At 69.9% G+C, this 19,431-nt stretch carries 22 protein-coding genes and 1 pseudogene; 21 read left to right on the top strand and 2 right to left on the bottom strand.

The annotated features are described in order from the left end of the window. Positions 1–17 precede the first annotated feature (17 nt). From rpsE to truA, 13 genes are all read left to right on the top strand, one after another. A complete protein-coding gene (gene rpsE, locus HTZ82_RS02415) occupies positions 18–623 on the top strand; it encodes a 30S ribosomal protein S5 (protein ID WP_005313527.1) in 606 nt (201 codons plus the stop codon). Then, entirely contained in the window at positions 623–805 is a 183-nt protein-coding gene (gene rpmD / locus HTZ82_RS02410) for a 50S ribosomal protein L30 (protein ID WP_071273185.1), read from the top strand. The genes rpsE and rpmD overlap by 1 nt, the downstream gene beginning before the upstream one ends. A 2-nt stretch (positions 806–807) precedes the next feature. Further along, entirely contained in the window at positions 808–1,263 is a 456-nt protein-coding gene (gene rplO / locus HTZ82_RS02405) for a 50S ribosomal protein L15 (RefSeq protein ID WP_175407576.1), read from the top strand. Positions 1,264–1,711: 448 nt separating this feature from the next. Then, positions 1,712–3,031: a preprotein translocase subunit SecY gene (secY, locus tag HTZ82_RS02400; RefSeq protein ID WP_175407575.1), complete on the top strand. Its 1,320-nt coding sequence runs from the start codon at positions 1,712–1,714 to the stop codon at positions 3,029–3,031. Then, positions 3,031–3,690, top strand: coding sequence for an adenylate kinase (locus HTZ82_RS02395; protein ID WP_175407574.1), 660 nt, complete (start codon positions 3,031–3,033; stop codon positions 3,688–3,690). The genes secY and HTZ82_RS02395 overlap by 1 nt, the downstream gene beginning before the upstream one ends. Before the next feature lie 176 nt (positions 3,691–3,866). Next, the gene (gene map, locus HTZ82_RS02390; RefSeq protein ID WP_175407573.1) at positions 3,867–4,703 is read left to right on the top strand and encodes a type I methionyl aminopeptidase; all 837 of its coding nucleotides are present in this window, start codon (positions 3,867–3,869) and stop codon (positions 4,701–4,703) included. A 392-nt stretch (positions 4,704–5,095) separates the two neighbouring features. Beyond that, positions 5,096–5,317 carry a translation initiation factor IF-1 gene (gene infA / locus HTZ82_RS02385; RefSeq protein ID WP_003956442.1) on the top strand — a complete coding sequence of 74 codons (222 nt, stop codon included), beginning with the start codon at positions 5,096–5,098 and terminating at the stop codon, positions 5,315–5,317. A gap of 59 nt (positions 5,318–5,376) precedes the next feature. Beyond that, positions 5,377–5,490: a 50S ribosomal protein L36 gene (gene rpmJ, locus HTZ82_RS02380; RefSeq protein WP_003956441.1), complete on the top strand. Its 114-nt coding sequence runs from the start codon at positions 5,377–5,379 to the stop codon at positions 5,488–5,490. A gap of 200 nt (positions 5,491–5,690) precedes the next feature. Further along, on the top strand, positions 5,691–6,071 hold the full coding sequence (gene rpsM, locus HTZ82_RS02375) for a 30S ribosomal protein S13 (protein WP_175407572.1): 381 nt from the start codon (positions 5,691–5,693) through the stop codon (positions 6,069–6,071). 66 nt (positions 6,072–6,137) lie between these two features. Beyond that, positions 6,138–6,542 (top strand): 30S ribosomal protein S11, encoded by a 405-nt coding sequence (gene rpsK / locus HTZ82_RS02370; RefSeq protein WP_003948617.1) that lies wholly within the window; start codon positions 6,138–6,140, stop codon positions 6,540–6,542. A gap of 221 nt (positions 6,543–6,763) precedes the next feature. Beyond that, positions 6,764–7,786 carry a DNA-directed RNA polymerase subunit alpha gene (locus HTZ82_RS02365; RefSeq protein ID WP_003956430.1) on the top strand — a complete coding sequence of 341 codons (1,023 nt, stop codon included), beginning with the start codon at positions 6,764–6,766 and terminating at the stop codon, positions 7,784–7,786. A 106-nt stretch (positions 7,787–7,892) separates the two neighbouring features. Then, the gene (gene rplQ / locus HTZ82_RS02360; RefSeq protein ID WP_175407571.1) at positions 7,893–8,363 is read left to right on the top strand and encodes a 50S ribosomal protein L17; all 471 of its coding nucleotides are present in this window, start codon (positions 7,893–7,895) and stop codon (positions 8,361–8,363) included. Between the two features lie 87 nt (positions 8,364–8,450). Then, positions 8,451–9,326 carry a tRNA pseudouridine(38-40) synthase TruA gene (truA, locus tag HTZ82_RS02355; RefSeq protein ID WP_175407570.1) on the top strand — a complete coding sequence of 292 codons (876 nt, stop codon included), beginning with the start codon at positions 8,451–8,453 and terminating at the stop codon, positions 9,324–9,326. On the opposite strand, the gene HTZ82_RS02350 is transcribed toward truA, so the two are convergent. Then, entirely contained in the window at positions 9,288–10,328 is a 1,041-nt protein-coding gene (locus HTZ82_RS02350) for a hypothetical protein (RefSeq protein WP_175407569.1), read from the bottom strand. The two genes, truA and HTZ82_RS02350, sit on opposite strands and share 39 nt — an antisense overlap. Before the next feature lie 76 nt (positions 10,329–10,404). Between HTZ82_RS02350 and HTZ82_RS02345 the strand changes: the two genes are divergently transcribed. The 4 genes from HTZ82_RS02345 to glmM all read left to right on the top strand — a co-directional run bounded on the left by HTZ82_RS02345 (position 10,405) and on the right by glmM (position 14,754). Beyond that, complete coding sequence (locus tag HTZ82_RS02345) at positions 10,405–12,027, top strand: ABC-F family ATP-binding cassette domain-containing protein (protein ID WP_175407568.1); 1,623 nt, start codon at positions 10,405–10,407, stop codon at positions 12,025–12,027. 233 nt (positions 12,028–12,260) lie between these two features. Further along, positions 12,261–12,704 (top strand): 50S ribosomal protein L13, encoded by a 444-nt coding sequence (gene rplM, locus HTZ82_RS02340; RefSeq protein ID WP_175407567.1) that lies wholly within the window; start codon positions 12,261–12,263, stop codon positions 12,702–12,704. 41 nt (positions 12,705–12,745) lie between these two features. Continuing rightward, a complete protein-coding gene (rpsI, locus tag HTZ82_RS02335) occupies positions 12,746–13,264 on the top strand; it encodes a 30S ribosomal protein S9 (RefSeq protein WP_175407566.1) in 519 nt (172 codons plus the stop codon). Positions 13,265–13,395: 131 nt separating this feature from the next. Beyond that, positions 13,396–14,754: a phosphoglucosamine mutase gene (gene glmM / locus HTZ82_RS02330; RefSeq protein WP_175407565.1), complete on the top strand. Its 1,359-nt coding sequence runs from the start codon at positions 13,396–13,398 to the stop codon at positions 14,752–14,754. Between the two features lie 93 nt (positions 14,755–14,847). Here the strand turns inward: glmM and coaA are convergent, their stop codons facing one another. Continuing rightward, positions 14,848–15,849: a type I pantothenate kinase gene (coaA, locus tag HTZ82_RS02325; RefSeq protein WP_175407564.1), complete on the bottom strand. Its 1,002-nt coding sequence runs from the start codon at positions 15,847–15,849 to the stop codon at positions 14,848–14,850. Between the two features lie 190 nt (positions 15,850–16,039). On the opposite strand from coaA, the gene HTZ82_RS02320 reads away from it, so the two are divergent. From HTZ82_RS02320 to HTZ82_RS31930, 4 genes and pseudogenes are all read left to right on the top strand, one after another. Then, complete coding sequence (locus tag HTZ82_RS02320) at positions 16,040–16,903, top strand: hypothetical protein (protein WP_175407563.1); 864 nt, start codon at positions 16,040–16,042, stop codon at positions 16,901–16,903. 35 nt (positions 16,904–16,938) lie between these two features. After that, a complete protein-coding gene (gene glmS / locus HTZ82_RS02315; RefSeq protein WP_175407562.1) occupies positions 16,939–18,786 on the top strand; it encodes a glutamine--fructose-6-phosphate transaminase (isomerizing) in 1,848 nt (615 codons plus the stop codon). Further along, a complete protein-coding gene (locus HTZ82_RS02310) occupies positions 18,783–19,151 on the top strand; it encodes a holo-ACP synthase (RefSeq protein WP_175407561.1) in 369 nt (122 codons plus the stop codon). Before glmS ends, HTZ82_RS02310 begins: the two co-directional genes overlap by 4 nt. 110 nt (positions 19,152–19,261) lie before the next feature. After that, a pseudogene (locus tag HTZ82_RS31930) lies at positions 19,262–19,431 on the top strand (bifunctional ADP-dependent NAD(P)H-hydrate dehydratase/NAD(P)H-hydrate epimerase); the annotation flags it as partial.

Raw genomic sequence — 19,431 nt, 5'->3', positions numbered from 1 at the left:
GAAGAGAGGTAATTCCAATGGCTGGACCCCAGCGCCGCGGAAGCGGTGCCGGTGGCGGCGAGCGGCGGGACCGGAAGGGCCGTGACGGCGGCGCTGCTGCCGCCGAGAAGACCGCGTACGTTGAGCGCGTCGTCGCGATCAACCGCGTCGCCAAGGTTGTGAAGGGTGGTCGTCGCTTCAGCTTCACCGCGCTGGTCGTGGTGGGCGACGGTGACGGCACCGTGGGTGTCGGTTACGGCAAGGCCAAGGAGGTGCCGGCCGCCATCGCCAAGGGTGTGGAGGAGGCCAAGAAGCACTTCTTCAAGGTCCCCCGTATCCAGGGCACCATCCCGCACCCCATCCAGGGTGAGAAGGCCGCGGGCGTCGTCCTGCTCAAGCCGGCTTCCCCCGGTACCGGTGTGATCGCCGGTGGCCCGGTGCGTGCCGTCCTGGAGTGCGCCGGCGTTCACGACATCCTGTCGAAGTCCCTGGGCTCCGACAACGCGATCAACATCGTGCACGCGACCGTGGCGGCCCTGAAGGGCCTGCAGCGTCCCGAGGAGATCGCGGCCCGCCGCGGTCTGCCGCTCGAGGACGTCGCCCCCGCGGCTCTGCTGCGTGCGCGTGCGGGAGCGGGTGCGTAATGGCTCGCCTCAAGATCACGCAGACGAAGTCGTACATCGGCAGCAAGCAGAACCACCGTGACACGCTGCGTTCGCTTGGCCTGAAGAGGGTCAACGACGTGGTCGTCAAGGAGGACCGCCCCGAGTTCCGCGGCATGGTGCACACCGTCCGCCACCTCGTGACGGTCGAGGAGGTCGACTGATCATGGCGGAGCAGAACCCGCTCAAGATCCACAACCTCCGTCCCGCCCCGGGCGCCAAGACCGCCAAGACCCGTGTGGGTCGTGGTGAGGCGTCGAAGGGTAAGACGGCCGGTCGTGGTACCAAGGGCACGAAGGCCCGTTACCAGGTTCCGGAGCGCTTCGAGGGTGGCCAGATGCCCCTCCACATGCGCCTCCCGAAGCTGAAGGGCTTCAAGAACCCGTTCAAGACCGAGTACCAGGTCGTGAACCTGGACAAGCTCGCCTCCCTCTACCCCGAGGGTGGCGAGGTCACGGTCGCCGACCTGGTCGCCAAGGGCGCGGTTCGCAAGAACCAGCTCGTCAAGGTGCTCGGCCAGGGCGAGATCTCCGTGGCGCTGCAGGTGACGGTCGACGCCGTCTCCGGCTCCGCCAAGGAGAAGATCGCCGCCGCCGGCGGCACGGTCACCGAGCTCGTCTGAGTCTCGTACTGACAGAACAGAGCCTGGCCGGTACCCCTCGCGGGGTGCCGGCCAGGCTCTTTCCGTACGAAGCCCCGTACGAAGGCCGGTACGGAACGCGGCGCGGGCGGGGGAGGCGGTACGGACCCGGGCCCGCGTCAACAAGCGTCCTCTAGGGGCCACCACTCTTGACGAGCCCGCTCCCGCGGTACTTATCGTGGCCTTCGCCCTGGCAGAGAGCCGAGCTCCCGGCACAAGCCGGATGTTCGGGGCCAACGGGTCGCCGTCGGCTCGGCTGCCCGTGACGTGCCTCCGCGACGTTTCACGCTCGCCGGGGCGGCCGGGTATGGTAGCCGCTGTTGGTATGCGGCAGTCTGCGCTCGTGTGGCGTGTGGCTGCCGTGTTCGGTATCTACTCACTTACGAAACCGTCACCTCACGCGCGTCACGCGGGGGTCGCAGGAGGCACCGTGCTCACCGCGTTCGCCCGGGCGTTCAAGACGCCCGACCTGCGCAAGAAGCTGCTCTTCACGCTCGGCATCATCGTGCTCTACCGGCTCGGTGCGCACATCCCCGTTCCCGGTGTGAACTACGAGAACGTCCAGATCTGTGTCAAGCAGGCCCAGTCGGGCAACAACAACCTGCTCGGCCTGATGGACATGTTCAGCGGTGGTGCGCTGCTGCAGATCACCATCTTCGCGCTCGGCATCATGCCGTACATCACGGCGAGCATCATCCTTCAGCTGCTGACCGTGGTCATCCCGCGTCTTGAGGCACTCAAGAAGGAAGGCCAGTCCGGCCAGGCCAAGATCACGCAGTACACCCGCTACCTGACCGTCGCCCTCGCCATCCTGCAGGGCACGGGTCTGGTCGCCACCGCCAAGAGCGGTGCGCTGTTCAGCGGCTGCACGGTCCGGGACCAGGTCGTGCCGGACCAGTCGATCTTCGTGATCGTCACCATGGTCATCACGATGACCGCCGGTACGGCGCTCGTCATGTGGCTCGGCGAGCTCATCACCGACCGCGGCATCGGCAACGGCATGTCGATCCTGATGTTCATCTCGATCGCCGCCGGCTTCCCCGGCGCTCTGTGGGCCATCAAGCTGAGCGGCAAGCTCGCGAAGGGCTGGATCGAGTTCGGCACGGTCATCCTGATCGGCTTCGTGATGGTCGCCCTCGTGGTCTTCGTCGAGCAGGCTCAGCGCCGCATTCCGGTGCAGTACGCGAAGCGCATGATCGGTCGCCGCTCGTACGGCGGCACGTCGACGTACATCCCTCTCAAGGTGAACCAGGCGGGTGTGATTCCCGTCATCTTCGCCTCGTCGCTGCTCTACATCCCGATCTTGATCGGCCAGTTCGCGGGCACCACGAACTCGGGGTGGGTTGCGTGGATTCAGCAGCATATGGTCGACGGCAAGCCCATCCACACGGTCATCTACTTCTTCCTGATCGTGTTCTTCGCCTTCTTCTATGTGGCCATCTCCTTCAACCCCGAAGAAGTCGCCGACAACATGAAGAAGTATGGTGGCTTCATCCCGGGTATCCGGGCTGGTCGACCTACTGCTGAGTACCTCAGCTACGTGCTCAACCGGATCACTTGGCCGGGATCGCTGTACCTGGGTCTGATCGCTCTTGTGCCGACAATGGCGTTGGCAGGTTTCGGCGGTGCGAACGCCAACTTCCCGTTCGGCGGGACGAGCATCCTGATCATCGTGGGTGTGGGGCTGGAGACCGTGAAGCAGATCGAGAGCCAGCTCCAGCAGCGCAATTACGAAGGGTTCCTCCGCTGATGCGAATCGTCCTCGTCGGACCGCCTGGTGCAGGCAAGGGGACGCAGGCCGCGTTCCTCGCCAAGAATCTCTCGATTCCGCACATCTCCACGGGCGACCTGTTCCGGGCCAACATCAGCCAGGGCACAGAGCTGGGCAAGCAGGCGAAGGCGTACATGGACGCCGGCAACCTGGTGCCCGACGAGGTCACGATCGGCATGGCGAAGGACCGCATGGAGCAGCCCGACGCGGTGAACGGCTTCCTGCTGGACGGCTTCCCGCGGAACGTGGCGCAGGCACAGGCGCTGGACGCGATGCTCGACGCCGAGGGCATGAAGCTCGACGCGGTCCTCGACCTGGAGGTCTCCGAGGACGAGGTCGTGAAGCGCATCGCCGGCCGCCGGATCTGCCGCAACGACAGCGCGCACGTCTTCCACGCGACGTACACGCCGCCGAAGCAGGAGGGCGTCTGCGACATCTGCGGCGGCGAGCTGTACCAGCGCGACGACGACTCCGAGGACACGGTCCGTACGCGGCTCGAGGTCTACCACACGCAGACCGAGCCGATCATCGACCACTACAAGGCCCAGGGCCTGGTCGTGACGATCTCCGCGCTCGGGAAGGTCAACGACGTGACCGACAGGGCCATGGAGGCCCTCCGCGGCCAGCAGGCCGCGTAAGCGAGCCCCGCACGTGCGTATCGGCCGCGGCCCCCTCGGGTGCCGCGGCCGAAGCGTTGTCCGGGCGTGAGCCGCCCGTACCGCTCGCCCGTATCGTGGTACGAGGACCCCGTTCCGGTGTCCCGCCCCGCCCCCGCCCCACCGTCCCAGACAGTCCGAGAAAGGCGTCAGCCGCCATGGTGCAGATCAAGACCCCCGAGCAGATCGCGAAAATGCGCGAGGCGGGGCTGGTCGTCGCCGCCATCCACGCGGCGACCCGGGAGGTGGCCGTCCCGGGCGCCACCACCAAGGACCTCGACCAGGCCGCCCGCAAGGTCCTCGCCGACCACGGCGCCAAGTCGAACTTCCTCGGGTACGGCGGCTTCCCCGCGACCATCTGCACGTCCGTGAACGATGTCGTCGTCCACGGCATCCCCAGCGACGAGGTCGTCCTCAAGGACGGCGACATCATCTCCATCGACGCCGGCGCCGTCGTCGACAGCTGGCACGGCGACGCCGCGTACACCGCGTTCGTCGGCTCCGGGCACGCGCCCGAGCTGGTGGAGCTGTCCCGGGTGACCGAGGCGTCCATGTGGGCCGGCATCGCCGCGATGAAGAACGGCAACCGGCTGGTCGACATCTCGCGGGCCATCGAGACGTACATCCGCCGCCAGCCGAAGCCCGGCGGCGGCAAGTACGGGATCATCGAGGACTACGGCGGCCACGGCATCGGCACCGAGATGCACATGGACCCGCACCTGCTGAACTACGTCGCCCGCAAGCGCGGCAAGGGCCCGAAGCTGGTGCCCGGGTTCTGTCTGGCGATCGAGCCGATGGTGTCGCTCGGCACGCCGAAGACGGAGGTCCTGGAGGACGAGTGGACCGTCATCACCACGGACGGCACCTGGTCCTCGCACTGGGAGCACTCGGTCGCCCTCACGGAGGAGGGCCCCCTGGTCCTGACGGCCCCGGACGGCGGCAAGGCCCGCCTGGCCGAGCTGGGCGTCACGACGGCCCCGGACCCGCTGGCCTGAGGCCCGACAGGCGGACGGAGTCCGCCACAGCAGGCCGAAGCCTGTGAGGCGCCCCCGGCGCCGAGCCCGCGAGGCCTGCGTCAGGGATGGGTCGGCGGCAAGGCCCGCTTGGCCGAGCTGGGCGTCACGACGGCCCCGGACCCGCTGGCCTGAGGCCCGGGCCCGCCGACCTGACGGCCGCGTGCGGCGCACCTGCCAAACCTGTCACACCTGCCCACCCGACTCCTCTCTTGCGTGCCCCAGGCCGCTTAGGGATCTTGTCGGGTGGGCAGACTGCGCTGATTCGTCTTTTCGAGAGGCCTGACGTAGACTGATGCGTCGGCTCTCGTATACCCGCATGTCTTCGTGCGGCGGCGAGAGTCGATCAAGGTAGCCGATTCGAAGGGCGAAGCGTGGCCAAGAAGCAAGGTGCCATCGAGATTGAGGGCACCGTGATCGAGTCCCTGCCGAACGCCATGTTCAAGGTGGAGCTCCAGAACGGTCACAAGGTCCTCGCGCACATCAGCGGCAAGATGCGGATGCACTACATCCGTATCCTTCCGGATGACCGGGTCGTCGTGGAGCTGTCTCCGTACGACCTGACGCGCGGGCGGATCGTCTACCGCTACAAGTAGATCTTGTCCGCGCCCCCTCCTGCGGGGTGCTGGCACTGACCCGGAGAACCTCACATCCCATGAAGGTCAAGCCGAGCGTCAAGAAGATCTGCGACAAGTGCAAGGTGATCCGCCGTCACGGCCGGGTCATGGTCATCTGCGACAACCTGCGCCACAAGCAGCGCCAGGGCTGACGCACGCCGACCGACCTGCACCCGCAGATCACGCGCGACGCAAGTAAATACGTACATACGCAGTGCCCGCCGGGCCGAACCGGCCGGCGACACCTCCGGCGGGGGCCGGGGACCCGGAACGTACCACCTCTTTTGATCAAGAGGGGTCGGCGGCCGGGAACGGTACTGCGGAAGACCCCCGAGTACACAGGAGCCATTGAATGGCACGCGTTTCCGGTGTCGACATCCCGCGCGACAAGCGCGTGGAGGTCGCACTCACCTACGTCTTCGGCATTGGCCGCACCCTGGCGCAGGAGACCCTCGCCTCCACCGGTGTGAACCCCAACACCCGCGTTCGCGACCTGTCCGAGGAGGACCTGGTCAAGATCCGCGAGTACGTGGACAACAACATCAAGACGGAGGGTGACCTCCGCCGCGAGATCCAGGCCGACATCCGCCGCAAGGTCGAGATCGGCTGCTACCAGGGTCTGCGCCACCGCCGTGGTCTGCCGGTCCGCGGTCAGCGCACCAGCACGAACGCTCGTACCCGCAAGGGCCCGCGTCGCGCCATCGCCGGTAAGAAGAAGCCGGGCAAGAAGTAGTCCGCAGCGGACGACTGTCCACGGTCTTCGCTGTAGGACCGACCACCTCCCGTAGGAGAACAAGACATGCCCCCCAAGGGACGTCAGGGCGCTGCCAAGAAGGTGCGCCGCAAGGAAAAGAAGAACGTCGCTCACGGCCACGCGCACATCAAGAGCACGTTCAACAACACGATCGTGTCCATCACGGACCCGACCGGCAACGTGATCTCCTGGGCCTCCGCCGGCCACGTCGGCTTCAAGGGCTCCCGCAAGTCGACTCCGTTCGCCGCGCAGATGGCCGCCGAGTCGGCCGCGCGTCGCGCCCAGGAGCACGGCATGCGCAAGGTCGACGTCTTCGTCAAGGGCCCGGGCTCCGGTCGTGAGACCGCGATCCGCTCCCTGCAGGCGACCGGCCTCGAGGTCGGCTCCATCCAGGACGTCACGCCGACCCCGCACAACGGCTGCCGCCCCCCGAAGCGCCGCCGCGTCTGACGTCGGCTGCGCGACAGGGCGGTCCGGCTGGGGGCCCGGGGGTCATCCCCCGGGAATCGCAGTACGGCTGCCGCCCGCCGAAGCGCCGCCGCGTCTGACGTCGGCTGCTTCACTTTTGCTTGAGGTTCCGGGCGGTACGTCTCTTTATGGGCGTGCCGCCCGTACCCTTGCAGTACCGAAGGACGTCATATAGCGGGCGTCCACGACTGAAGGAAAACACCATGCTGATCGCTCAGCGCCCCTCGCTGACCGAAGAGGTTGTCGACGAGTACCGCTCGCGGTTCGTCATCGAGCCGCTGGAGCCGGGCTTCGGCTACACCCTCGGCAACAGCCTCCGCCGTACCCTCCTGTCCTCCATCCCCGGTGCCGCTGTCACCAGCATCCGCATCGACGGTGTCCTGCACGAGTTCACCACCGTGCCGGGCGTCAAGGAGGACGTCACCGACCTCATCCTGAACATCAAGCAGCTGGTCGTCTCCTCGGAGCACGACGAGCCCGTCGTGATGTACCTGCGCAAGCAGGGCCCGGGTCTGGTCACCGCCGCCGACATCGCGCCGCCGGCCGGTGTCGAGGTGCACAACCCCGACCTCGTCCTCGCCACGCTCAACGGCAAGGGCAAGCTGGAGATGGAGCTGACCGTCGAGCGCGGTCGCGGCTACGTCTCCGCCGTGCAGAACAAGCAGGTGGGCCAGGAGATCGGCCGTATCCCGGTCGACTCCATCTACTCGCCGGTGCTCAAGGTCACGTACAAGGTCGAGGCCACGCGTGTCGAGCAGCGCACCGACTTCGACAAGCTGATCGTCGACGTCGAGACCAAGCAGGCCATGCGCCCGCGTGACGCCATGGCGTCCGCCGGCAAGACCCTGGTCGAGCTGTTCGGCCTGGCCCGCGAGCTCAACATCGACGCCGAGGGCATCGACATGGGCCCGTCCCCCACGGACGCCGCCCTCGCCGCCGACCTGGCGCTGCCGATCGAGGAGCTGGAGCTCACCGTTCGGTCGTACAACTGCCTCAAGCGTGAGGGCATCCACTCTGTGGGTGAGCTCGTCGCCCGCTCCGAGGCCGACCTGCTCGACATCCGCAACTTCGGCGCGAAGTCGATCGACGAGGTCAAGGCGAAGCTGGCCGGCATGGGCCTGGCCCTCAAGGACAGCCCGCCCGGATTCGACCCGACCGCCGCCGCCGACGCCTTCGGCGCCGACGACGACGCGGACGCGGGCTTCGTCGAGACCGAGCAGTACTGACGGCTGGAGCCGTACGGCTCCAGCGATAGCTGCCCGCAGGCGTCCGCCTGCGGGGTCCTGACACCGGTACCTGATACGGCCGGTGCAGATCACAAGGAGAAACACCATGCCGAAGCCCGCCAAGGGTGCCCGTCTGGGCGGCAGCGCCGCGCACGAGAAGCTGCTCCTCGCGAACCTCGCGAAGTCGCTCTTCGAGCACGGCCGCATCACCACGACCGAGGCCAAGGCCCGCCGCCTGCGTCCGGTCGCCGAGCGCCTGATCACCAAGGCGAAGAAGGGCGACATCCACAACCGTCGCCTGGTGCTGCAGACGATCACGGACAAGGGCGTCGTCCACACGCTCTTCACCGAGATCGCTCCGCGCTACGCCGAGCGCCCGGGTGGCTACACCCGTATCACCAAGATCGGTAACCGCCGTGGCGACAACGCCCCGATGGCGGTCATCGAGCTGGTCGAGGGTGAGATCGCCAAGAAGGCGACCGTCGCCGAGGCCGAGGCCGCGACCAAGCGCGCGGTGAAGGAGGCCGACGAGGCCGCCGCCACCGAGGCTCCGGCTGAGGAGTCGAAGGACGCCTGAGGCGTTCTGAACGGCTGACGGACGGGTCCGCTCCCTCGTGGGGGCGGGCCCGTTCCGTGTTGTCCACGGTTTGAGAGGATCGATCGCGTGAGCGATGAGGTGGAGCCCGGGTGCGTACGGGTGCGGCTGGATCTGTCCTACGACGGCAAGGACTTCCACGGCTGGGCCAAGCAGCCCGGCGGGCGGCGCACCGTGCAGGGCGAGATCGAGGACGCCCTGCGTACCGTCACGCGGTCCTCGGAGACGTACGAGCTGACCGTCGCCGGCCGCACCGACGCCGGGGTGCACGCCCGTGGCCAGGTCGCCCACGTCGACCTGCCCGAGGCCGTGTGGGCGGAGCACCGCGAGAAGCTGCTGCGGCGGCTCGCGGGGCGGCTCTCGCACGACGTACGGGTGTGGCGGGTCGAGGAGGCGCCGAGCGGTTTCAACGCCCGGTTCTCGGCGATCTGGCGGCGCTACGCCTACCGTGTCACGGACAACCCGGGCGGCGTCGACCCGCTGCTGCGCGGACACGTCCTGTGGCACGACTGGGCGCTCGACATGGACGCCATGAACGCGGCCGCCGAGCGGCTGCTGGGCGAGCACGACTTCGCCGCGTACTGCAAGAAGCGTGACGGGGCGACCACCATCCGTACGCTCCAGGAGCTGCGGTGGGAGCGGCTGCCCGGCGGGGTGCTGGAGGCCACCGTGCGGGCCGATGCCTTCTGCCACAACATGGTGCGGTCCCTGGTCGGCGCCATGCTGTTCGTCGGCGACGGGCACCGGCCGGTGGACTGGCCCGCGAAGGTGCTGGCCGCGGGTGTGCGGGACTCCGCCGTGCATGTCGTACGGCCGCACGGGCTCACGCTGGAGGAGGTCGGTTACCCGGCCGACGAGCTGCTGGCCGCACGGAACCTGGAGGCCCGCAACAAGCGTTCCCTGCCGTCACTGCCCGCCGGCCGCGGGCGCGGTGGCTGCTGCTGACGCCTGGGCGCGGCCGCGGGCGTAGATCTGGTTGAAGGCGAAGGTGCCGAGGTCGTCGCTGGTCTTGAAGACGGCCGTGTCGGACTTCGTGACCTTGCGGCCGTCGGTGAAGCCGGCCTGCGTGAAGTACGCGTAGCGGCCCAGCGCGTTCGAACGGCGCAGACAGACGGTGGCGCGGCAGAAGTCCCCGATGCCGTCGCCGGCGAGCGGGGCGATGCCGCCCCGTGCCGCGTCCTTCGCCTTCAGGGCGGCCGCCTGGTCGGCGAAGAGGGCCACGCCGACGGTGACGGCGACGCCGTCCTTCTCGTACGTGGCGCGGATGACGCGGGTGCAGCCGTGCTGGGTCAGGACCGTGCCGAGGCCGTCCTTGCCGACGGACGCGCAGTTCGTGGTGGAGCTGGTGGCGCCCTTGCGGTAGACGCGGTCACCGACGGTGAGCTTCTTGCCGGGGAAGAGGCCGTCCGCGGTGAGCGGGGCCTTGTCCTTCTCGGCGGTGGAGATGAAGTCCATCGGGTTCGGCGGGGGCGGCGGCGCGACCGAGGAGAAAGACGGCTGGGGGCCGGTCGTGTCGGACGGCAGCTCGGCGCCGCCGGGCGGGGCGGGGAGGCTGCTGCCGGTCGTGCCGGCCGCCTTGTCGTCGGCGCTCTTGTTGGTGGAGATGACGGCGTAGGCGACGCCGCTCGCGATGGCGGCGGTGGCGAGGACCCCGACGCCGGCGAAGAGCCAGCGCTTACGCCGCTGGCGGGCCGCCGACGCCTCGGCGAGCGCGCCCCAGTCGGGGGTGCCGGAGCCGGAGGCCGGGTCGAAAGGCGAGGGCGAGGGTGAGAGGGGCGGTGGCTGCTGCGCGCCGTACGGCTGCTGCGGGCCGCTGTATGGGGGGTTGTGCTGCCCGTACGAGGGCTGCTCGCCGTACGGGGGCTGCTGGCCGTACGGGTCGTGGCCGTAGCCGCCGTTGTTCTGCTGGTGCGGCTCCTGCGGCCACTGCGGTCCCCCAAAGCTCATGCCGCGCATCCTAGACCGGCCGCGGCGGCCGTAAAGGAGTTGGGCCCGCGGCCGGTCCCCCGGGACAATGCGCGCCATGGGACATGTCGAGGTGGCGCATCTGGAGTACTTCCTGCCGGACGGGCGGGCGCTGCTCGGTGACGCGTCGTTCCGGGTGGGCGAGGGGGCCGTGGTGGCCCTCGTCGGGGCGAACGGGGCGGGCAAGTCGACGCTGCTGCGGCTGATCGCGGGGGAGCTGCAGCCGCACGGCGGGACCGTGACGGTGAGTGGCGGGCTCGGGGTGATGCCGCAGTTCGTGGGCTCCGTACGGGACGAGCGGACCGTGCGGGACCTGCTGGTGTCCGTGGCGCAGCCGTGCATCAGGGAGGCGGCGCGGGCGGTCGACGCGGCCGAGCACCTGATCATGACGGTGGACGACGAGGCCGCGCAGATGCGGTACGCGCAGGCGCTCAGCGACTGGGCGGAGGCGCGCGGGTACGAGGCCGAGACGCTGTGGGACATGTGCACCATGGCCGCGCTGGGCGTCCCGTACGAGAAGGCGCAGTTCCGCGAGGTGCGCACGCTGAGCGGCGGCGAGCAGAAGCGGCTGGTGCTTGAGGCGTTGCTGCGCGGCCCGGACGAGGTGCTGCTGCTGGACGAGCCGGACAACTACCTGGACGTGCCGGGCAAGCGGTGGCTGGAGGAGCGGCTGGGGGAGACGCGCAAGACCGTGCTGTTCGTCTCGCACGACCGGGAGCTGCTCGCGCGGGCCGCGCAGAAGATCGTCGCGGTGGAGCCGGGCCCGGCCGGGTCGGACGTGTGGGTGCACGGCGGGGGCTTCGGGACGTTCCACGAGGCGCGGCGGGAGCGGTTCGCGCGGTTCGAGGAGCTGAAGCGGCGCTGGGAGGAGAAGCACGCCCAGCTGAAGAAGCTGGTGGTCAACCTGCGGCAGGCCGCGTCCGTCAGCCATGAGATGGCGTCCCGGTACGCGGCGGCGCAGACGCGGCTGCGGAAGTTCGAGGAGGCGGGACCGCCGCCGGAGCCGCCGCGCGAGCAGGACATCCGCATGCGGCTGCGCGGCGGCCGCACCGGGGTGCGGGCGGTGACGTGCGAGGCGCTGGAGCTGAAGGGCCTGATGCGCCCCTTCGACCTGGAGGTCTTCTACGGGGAGCGGGTCGCCGTCCTGGGCTCGAACGGGTCCGGCAAGTCGCACTTCCTGCGGCTCCTGGCGGGCGACGCGTCGGTGGCGCACACGGGCGCGTGGAAGCTGGGCGCCCGCGTCGTACCGGGCCACTTCGCGCAGACCCACGCCCACCCGGAGCTGGAGGGCCGCGCCCTCGTCGACATCCTGTGGACCGAGCACGCCAAGGACCGCGGCGGCGCGATGTCCGTGCTGCGCCGCTACGAGCTGGAGGCCCAGGGCGACCAGCCCTTCGGCCGCCTCTCCGGCGGCCAGCAGGCACGCTTCCAGATCCTGCTCCTGGAGCTGTCGGGTGCGACGGCGCTGCTGCTGGACGAGCCGACGGACAACCTGGACCTGGAGTCGGCGGAGGCGCTGCAGGCGGGGCTTGAGGCGTTCGAGGGGACGGTGCTTGCGGTGACGCACGACCGCTGGTTCGCCCGGTCCTTCGACCGGTATCTGGTGTTCGGCGCGGACGGCGTCGTACGGGAAACGCCGGAGCCGGTGTGGGACGAGCGGAGGGTGGAGCGGGTGCGGTAGTGGGGGGCTCGGGGTCGTCGTTTTGACCCGTGCGGGTGGCGGCGCGTATTCTCTTGGTTCGTTATGCGTACTGGCTTGCTCGATCTCACGTGAGAGGCCGTTACGCCGGTCCACCGGGCCGATGACCAGCGACCTGCACTCGGTTTGCGTCACCGACGTGTGGTCATGGCTGTCGTGATCGTCCGTGGTGGCCTTGACAGGACCCACTCACTGAAGAAGCGAAGGCTACGACCGTGCGTACGTACAGCCCCAAGCCCGGCGATGTCACTCGCCAGTGGCACGTCATTGACGCCCAGGACGTCGTCCTGGGCCGCCTGGCCTCCACCGCCGCCACCCTCCTCCGGGGCAAGCACAAGCCGATCTACGCGCCGCACGTCGACGCTGGTGACTTCGTCATCATCATCAACGCCGACAAGGTGCACCTGTCCGGCAACAAGCGGACCCAGAAGATGGCGTACCGCCACTCCGGCTACCCGGGTGGTCTGCGCTCCGTCCGCTACGACGAGCTCCTCGAGAAGAACCCCGAGAAGGCCATCGAGAAGGCCGTCAAGGGCATGCTCCCCAAGAACACCCTGGGCCGCCAGATGCTCTCGAAGCTGAAGGTCTACGCGGGTGAGAACCACCCGCACGCTGCTCAGCAGCCGGTCCCGTTCGAGATCACCCAGGTCGCGCAGTAAGTCCGGCCACCCCCTAAGACGAAAAGAATCTGAGGAGCATCGTGGCCGAGACCACTGTTGAGAACCCCATCGAGGGCGAGGAGACCTACGCCGAGGTCACCACCTTCGAGTCGGAGGCCCCCGTCGAGGGCGAGTACACCTCCGAGTCCCTCGCGTCCCGCTTCGGCGAGCCGCAGCCGGCCGCCGGCCTGGGCCGCCGCAAGAACGCCATCGCCCGCGTCCGGATCGTTCCGGGCACCGGCAAGTGGAAGATCAACGGTCGCACCCTCGAGGACTACTTCCCGAACAAGGTGCACCAGCAGGAAGTCAACGAGCCCTTCAAGGTGCTCGAGCTCGAGGGCCGCTACGACGTCATCGCCCGCATCGCGGGTGGCGGTGTCTCCGGCCAGGCCGGCGCCCTGCGCCTCGGCGTGGCCCGCGCCCTGAACGAGGCGGACGTGGACAACAACCGCGGCCCGCTGAAGAAGGCCGGCTTCCTGAGCCGCGACGACCGTGCCGTCGAGCGCAAGAAGGCCGGTCTGAAGAAGGCCCGCAAGGCCCCGCAGTACAGCAAGCGCTAATCTTCGCGCCTGCTCGGTCTGCTGGTACCACCCGCCCCGGCGGCACTCCCGTGCCGCCGGGGCGTGCCCCGTTGTGGGGGCATTTGGCGGGCGTCGCAGGGTACGCCCGTGGATCGCAATGGAGGACAGCTGTGGGACGACTCTTCGGCACGGACGGTGTGCGCGGTGTCGCCAACGCGGATCTGACGGCGGAGCTGGCGCTCGGCCTGTCGGTCGCTGCGGCGCATGTGCTCGCCGAGGCGGGGACCTTCGAGGGCCATCGGCCGACCGCGGTGGTCGGGCGTGACCCGCGTGCGTCGGGAGAGTTCCTGGAGGCCGCCGTCGTGGCCGGCCTCGCCAGCGCGGGCGTCGACGTGCTGCGTGTGGGCGTGCTGCCCACCCCCGCCGTCGCCTACCTGACCGGCGCGCTCGGCGCCGACCTGGGCGTCATGCTGTCCGCCTCGCACAACGCCATGCCCGACAACGGCATCAAGTTCTTCGCGCGCGGCGGCCACAAGCTGGCCGACGAGCTGGAGGACAGGATCGAGGCGGTGTACGAGCAGCACCGCACCGGTGAGCCGTGGGACCGCCCGACCGGCGCCGGCGTCGGCCGCGTCAAGGACTACGGGCAGGGCGCCGACGAGTACGTCGCCCATCTGCTGTCCGTCCTGCCGAACCGGCTCGACGGTCTCAAGATCGTCCTGGACGAGGCGCACGGCGCCGCGTCGCATGTCTCGCCCGCCGCGTTCACGCAGGCCGGGGCCGAGGTCGTCACCATCGGCGCCACGCCCGACGGGCTCAACATCAACGACGGCTGCGGCTCCACGCACCTGGAGATGCTGCGGGCCGCCGTCGTCGAGCACGGCGCCGACCTGGGCATCGCGCACGACGGCGACGCCGACCGCTGCCTGGCCGTGGACCACACGGGCGCCGAGGTCGACGGCGACCAGATCCTCGCCGTCCTGGCCCTCGCCATGCGCGAGGCCGGCACGCTGCGCGGCGACACCGTTGTCGCGACCGTCATGTCGAACCTGGGCTTCAAGCTCGCCATGGAGCGCGAGGGCCTCCAGCTCGTCCAGACCGCGGTCGGCGACCGCTATGTGCTGGAGGAGCTGAAGGACAAGGGGTACGCGCTGGGCGGCGAGCAGTCCGGGCACGTCATCGTCCTGGACCACGCCACCACCGGCGACGGCACCCTGACCGGTCTGCTGCTGGCGGCGCGCGTCGCGGCGACCGGGCGCACGCTGGCGGAGCTGGCCGGGGTCATGGAGCGGCTGCCGCAGGTGCTGATCAACGTCAAGGACGTCGACAAGAGCCGTGTGAAGACCTCCGCGGAGCTGGGCGTCGCGGTCGCGGACGCCGAGCGCGTGCTCGGCACCACCGGCCGCGTCCTGCTGCGCCCGTCGGGCACGGAGCCCCTCGTACGGGTCATGGTCGAGGCCGCCGACATCGAGCAGGCCCGCTCGGTGGCCGGGCAGCTCGCGGACGCGGTGAAGGCCTCGCTGGGCTGACGCGACGCCCCCACCCGCCGAACGTGAAGGCGCCCCGCCGGTGAACGCACCGGCGGGGCGCCTTGCGTACGGGTCTGGCGTCGGCGTACGGGCTCAGAGCTTGCGCAGGGACAGCCGCTGCACCTTGTGGTCGGGGCCCTTGCGGACGACGAGGTTGGCGCGGCCGCGCGTCGGGGCGACGTTCTCCAGCAGGTTCACCTTGTTGATGGTCCGCCACATCGTGCGGGCGTAGTCGAGCGCCTCGTCCTCGGTGACCTGCGTGTACTTCCGGAAGTACGAGGACGGGTCCTGGAACGCCGTCGCGCGCAGCTTGCGGAAACGATTCAGGTACCAGCGCTCGATGTCCTCGGGCCGCGCGTCCACGTACACGGAGAAGTCGAAGTAGTCGGCGAGGCCGACCCGGGTGCGCCCGTCCTTGCCGGGCAGCGCCGGCTGGAGGACGTTCAGGCCCTCGACGATCAGGATGTCGGGGCGGCGCACCGTGAGCCGCTCGCCGGGCACGATGTCGTAGATCAGGTGCGAGTAGACGGGCGCGGACACCTCCTCCTTGCCGGCCTTGACGTCGGCGACGAACCGGGTGAGCGCCCTCCGGTCGTACGACTCCGGGAAACCCTTGCGGGACATCAGGCCGCGCGCCCGCAGCTCCTTCATCGGCAGCAGGAACCCGTCCGTCGTGACGCGCTCCACGCGCGGGTGCTCCGGCCAGCGGGCCAGCAGCGCCTGGAGGAGGCGGGCGACGGTCGACTTGCCGACGGCGACGGACCCGGCGACGCCTATCACGAACGGCGTGCCGCGCTGGGCGCCCTTCTCGCCGAGGAACGTGTTGAGCGCGCCGCGCAGGTTCGCGGTCGCGCCCACGTAGAGGTTGAGGAGCCGGGACAGCGGCAGGTAGATGTCACGGACCTCGTCCAGGTCGATGACGTCGCCGAGCCCGCGCAGCCGCTCCACCTCCTCGGCGCTGAGCGGCAGCGGCGTCTTGTCGCGCAGCGCGCTCCACTCCTCGCGGGTGAGGTCGACGTACGGCGTCGACTCGGCCCGGCGCGGGGTGCCGTTGCCCGGCGGCGGTGTGCTGCTCCGTGGCGGCGAAGTGATCACACGGCCATTGTCGGTCGTACGGGCGCGGTGTGGGGGGTGGGGTCGGTCACGTGGGCGCGCCCGCGGTACGGCCGGGCGGGGTGCGCCGATCACGGTCCGACCACGGTCCGGTACCGGGATGACGTGCCGTGATCATTTTGCGAGGAGCCCCACTTATCGTGTCCACAACATTCACACAGAAAGTTGTGCCATGCGAGCCTCCTTCATCCGCCGTTCCGCCGTCGCCGCCTCCGCGGTGTCCCTCGCCCTGCTCGTCACCGCGTGCGGGGGTGACAAGGAAGGCGGCAAGGAGGGCGGCAAGGACGCCGGCGCCGGGGACAAGGCGAAGAACGCGTCCGCCGCCAAGGCGCTGACCGCCGCCGAACTGGAGAAGGCCGCGCTTGCCCAGGGCGACGTCCCCGGGTACAAGGTCGAGAAGGCCGGGCCCGCCGACCTGGTCGATGCCGGGGCCGTCACGGTCGACAAGGCCGAGTGCAAGCCGCTGGCGGACGCCTGGTACACGGCGAAGCCCGGCAGCCCCGCCGCCGCCGTCCAGCGGAAGGTCGTCCAGGAGCCCGCGAGCACGGACCCCGGCGGTGCCGCCTCCCAGGACCCGGCCAAGGACAAGAAGCTCGGGGACATGACGGAGGAGGAGCTGGACAAGGCCCTCAAGGACATGGAGAACTCCGTCAAGGACGCCTTCTCGGTCAACGTCGTGATCGACGGGCTGTCCTCCTACGACGGCAAGGGTGCCGAAGAGGCGCTGGCCTCCCTGCGTACCGCGGCCACCGCCTGCGCCGGCGGCTTCACCGCCACCGTCAAGGGCGAGCCGACGAAGGTCCTGCGGGTCGAGGAGGAGAAGGTGTCGGGCGGCCAGGAGGCCGCGGGCTGGGCGCTGATCACCGACGCGGACGGCGACGAGCTGCCGCTCAAGCTGGTGCTCGTGCGCCACGGCCAGACGCTCGCCTCGTTCGGCGTCGTCAACCTCGGTGCCGCGATGAGCGGTGCCAAGGACCTCCCGCTGCCCACCGCCGTCATCGACGCGCAGGTCGGCAAGCTCGCCAAGCTGGGCTGACGTGGGTGCGCCCGCCGGGGTCGTAGGCTGCCGCCATGTGCGGAATCGTGGGATACGTCGGCGGGCAGTCGGCGCTTGATGTCGTCATCGCGGGCCTGAAGCGGCTTGAGTACCGGGGCTACGACTCGGCGGGTGTCGCCGTGCTCGCCGACGGCGGGCTCGCGGCGGCCAAGAAAGCCGGAAAGCTCGTCAACCTGGAGAAGGAACTCGTCAGTCGGCCCCTGCCGAGCGGGTCCACCGGTATCGGACACACCCGGTGGGCCACGCACGGCGGGCCGACCGACACCAACGCGCACCCGCACCTCGACAACGCGGGCCGCGTCGCCGTCGTCCACAACGGCATCATCGAGAACTTCGCCGTCCTGCGCGCCGAGCTGGAGGAGCGCGGGCACACCCTGGAGTCGGAGACCGACACCGAGGTCGTCGCCCATCTGCTCGCCGAGGCCCACTCGTCCACCGCCGACCTCACCGAGGCCATGCGCCACGTGTGCCGGCGCCTCGAAGGGGCGTTCACGCTCGTCGCCGTCCACGCCGACGAACCGGACGTCGTGGTGGGCGCCCGCCGCAACTCGCCGCTCGTGGTCGGCGTCGGCGAGGGCGAGGCGTTCCTCGCGTCCGACGTCGCCGCGTTCATCGCACACACCCGGTCAGCCATCGAGCTCGGCCAGGACCAGGTCGTCGAGCTGCGCCGGGACGCGGTCACGGTCACCGACTTCGACGGGGTGCCCGCCGACGTACGGTCCTACCACGTCGACTGGGACGCGTCCGCCGCCGAGAAGGGCGGCTACGACCACTTCATGCTCAAGGAGATCGCCGAGCAGCCGAAGGCCGTCGCGGACACCCTCCTCGGGCGCATCGACGCCGCCGGGTCGCTCACCCTCGACGAGGTCCGCATCCCGGCCGCCGCGCTGCGCGAGGCCACCAAGGTCGTCATCGTCGCGTGCGGCACCGCCTTCCACGCCGGGCTCATCGCCAAGTACGCCATCGAGCACTGGACCCGCATGCCCTGCGAGGTCGAGCTGGCCAGCGAGTTCCGCTACCGCGACCCGATCCTCGACCAGCGCACCCTCGTCATCGCCATCTCCCAGTCCGGCGAGACCATGGACACCCTGATGGCTCTGCGGCACGCCCGTGAGCAGGGCGCCCGCGTCCTCGCCATCTGCAACACCAACGGGTCCACCATCCCCCGCGAGTCGGACGCCGTGCTGTACACGCACGCCGGGCCGGAGGTCGCCGTCGCCTCCACGAAGGCGTTCCTCACCCAGCTCGTCGCCTGCTACCTCGTCGCGCTCTACCTGGGGCAGGTGCGCGGCACCAAATGGGGCGACGAGATCAGGGCCGTCATCCGCGACCTGTCCCGGATCGCGGAGGACGTCGAGCGCGTGCTCGGCACCATGGAGCCCGTACGGGAGCTGGCGCGGTCACTCGCCGGCCACGACACGGTGCTGTTCCTGGGCCGGCACGTCGGCTACCCGGTCGCGCTCGAAGGGGCGTTGAAGCTCAAGGAGCTCGCCTACATGCACGCCGAGGGGTTCGCCGCCGGCGAGCTGAAGCATGGGCCCATCGCCCTCATCGAGGACGGCCTGCCCGTGGTCGTCGTCGTGCCGTCGCCGCGCGGGCGGTCCGTCCTGCACGGCAAGATCGTGTCGAACATCCAGGAGATCCGCGCCCGCGGCGCCCGCACCATCGTGATCGCCGAGGAGGGCGACGAGGCCGTCGTCCCGTACGCCGACCATCTCGTCCGCGTCCCCGCGACGCCGACACTCCTTCAGCCGCTGGTCTCCACCGTGCCGTTGCAGGTCTTCGCCTGCGAGCTGGCCACGGCCCGCGGCAACGAGGTCGACCAGCCCCGCAACCTCGCGAAGTCGGTCACCGTCGAATGATCATCGGGGTGGGGATCGACGTCGCCGAGATCGACCGGTTCGCGCAGGCGCTGGAGCGTACGCCGCACCTCGCGGAACGGCTCTTCCTGGAGCGGGAGTTGCTGCTGCCCAGTGGTGAGCGGCGCGGTGTCGCCTCGCTCGCCGCCCGGTTCGCGGCCAAGGAGGCCATCGCCAAGGCGCTCGGCGCGCCGCCGGGGCTGCACTGGACGGACGCCGAGGTGTACGTCGAGGACAGCGGGCAGCCCCGGCTGCGGGTGCGCGGCACGGTCGCCGCGCGCGCCGCCGAGCTGGGGGTGCGGAGCTGGCACGTGTCGCTCAGTCACGACGCGGGGGTGGCGTCGGCCGTGGTCATCGCCGAGGGTTGAGCGGAGGGCGTCGAGCGCTGGGCGTCCAGCGGAGGACGTTTGGCTGACGTCGTCGAGCGGAGGTGCCCGTGAGCCGAGGAGGGGAGAGGCCCGTAGGGGGCTGAACCTGTATGCGTACTGCTTATCGCGTGGAGAGCGTCCGGGCCGCCGAGGCCGCCCTGATGGCCCGGCTCCCGGAGGGCGCGCTCATGCAGCGTGCCGTCGCCGGGCTCGCCGCGGCCTGCGCCGGGCTGCTCGGGCGGGTGTACGGGGCCCGGGTCGTGCTGCTGGCCGGCAGCGG

This window comes from Streptomyces sp. TRM64462, assembly GCF_013362995.1.
GTDB lineage: Bacteria > Actinomycetota > Actinomycetes > Streptomycetales > Streptomycetaceae > Streptomyces.
The sequence above is the reverse complement of the archived record's forward strand: the minus strand, read 5'-3'. Positions and strand labels throughout refer to the sequence as shown.

What these genes read in the sequence shown, in the direction of transcription:
- rpsK (WP_003948617.1), top strand. Translation starts at nt 6,138, where the DNA reads ATGCCCCCCAAGGGACGTCAGGGCGCTGCCAAGAAGGTGCGCCGCAAG.
- glmS (WP_175407562.1), top strand. Translation starts at nt 16,939, where the DNA reads ATGTGCGGAATCGTGGGATACGTCGGCGGGCAGTCGGCGCTTGATGTC.
- HTZ82_RS02320 (WP_175407563.1), top strand. Translation starts at nt 16,040, where the DNA reads ATGCGAGCCTCCTTCATCCGCCGTTCCGCCGTCGCCGCCTCCGCGGTG.
- rpsE (WP_005313527.1), top strand. Translation starts at nt 18, where the DNA reads ATGGCTGGACCCCAGCGCCGCGGAAGCGGTGCCGGTGGCGGCGAGCGG.
- HTZ82_RS02310 (WP_175407561.1), top strand. Translation starts at nt 18,783, where the DNA reads ATGATCATCGGGGTGGGGATCGACGTCGCCGAGATCGACCGGTTCGCG.
- HTZ82_RS02350 (WP_175407569.1), bottom strand. Translation starts at nt 10,328, where the DNA reads ATGAGCTTTGGGGGACCGCAGTGGCCGCAGGAGCCGCACCAGCAGAAC.
- rpmJ (WP_003956441.1), top strand. Translation starts at nt 5,377, where the DNA reads ATGAAGGTCAAGCCGAGCGTCAAGAAGATCTGCGACAAGTGCAAGGTG.
- HTZ82_RS02395 (WP_175407574.1), top strand. Translation starts at nt 3,031, where the DNA reads ATGCGAATCGTCCTCGTCGGACCGCCTGGTGCAGGCAAGGGGACGCAG.
- rpmD (WP_071273185.1), top strand. Translation starts at nt 623, where the DNA reads ATGGCTCGCCTCAAGATCACGCAGACGAAGTCGTACATCGGCAGCAAG.
- HTZ82_RS02345 (WP_175407568.1), top strand. Translation starts at nt 10,405, where the DNA reads ATGGGACATGTCGAGGTGGCGCATCTGGAGTACTTCCTGCCGGACGGG.
- rplO (WP_175407576.1), top strand. Translation starts at nt 808, where the DNA reads ATGGCGGAGCAGAACCCGCTCAAGATCCACAACCTCCGTCCCGCCCCG.
- map (WP_175407573.1), top strand. Translation starts at nt 3,867, where the DNA reads ATGGTGCAGATCAAGACCCCCGAGCAGATCGCGAAAATGCGCGAGGCG.
- HTZ82_RS02365 (WP_003956430.1), top strand. Translation starts at nt 6,764, where the DNA reads ATGCTGATCGCTCAGCGCCCCTCGCTGACCGAAGAGGTTGTCGACGAG.
- rpsM (WP_175407572.1), top strand. Translation starts at nt 5,691, where the DNA reads ATGGCACGCGTTTCCGGTGTCGACATCCCGCGCGACAAGCGCGTGGAG.
- rplQ (WP_175407571.1), top strand. Translation starts at nt 7,893, where the DNA reads ATGCCGAAGCCCGCCAAGGGTGCCCGTCTGGGCGGCAGCGCCGCGCAC.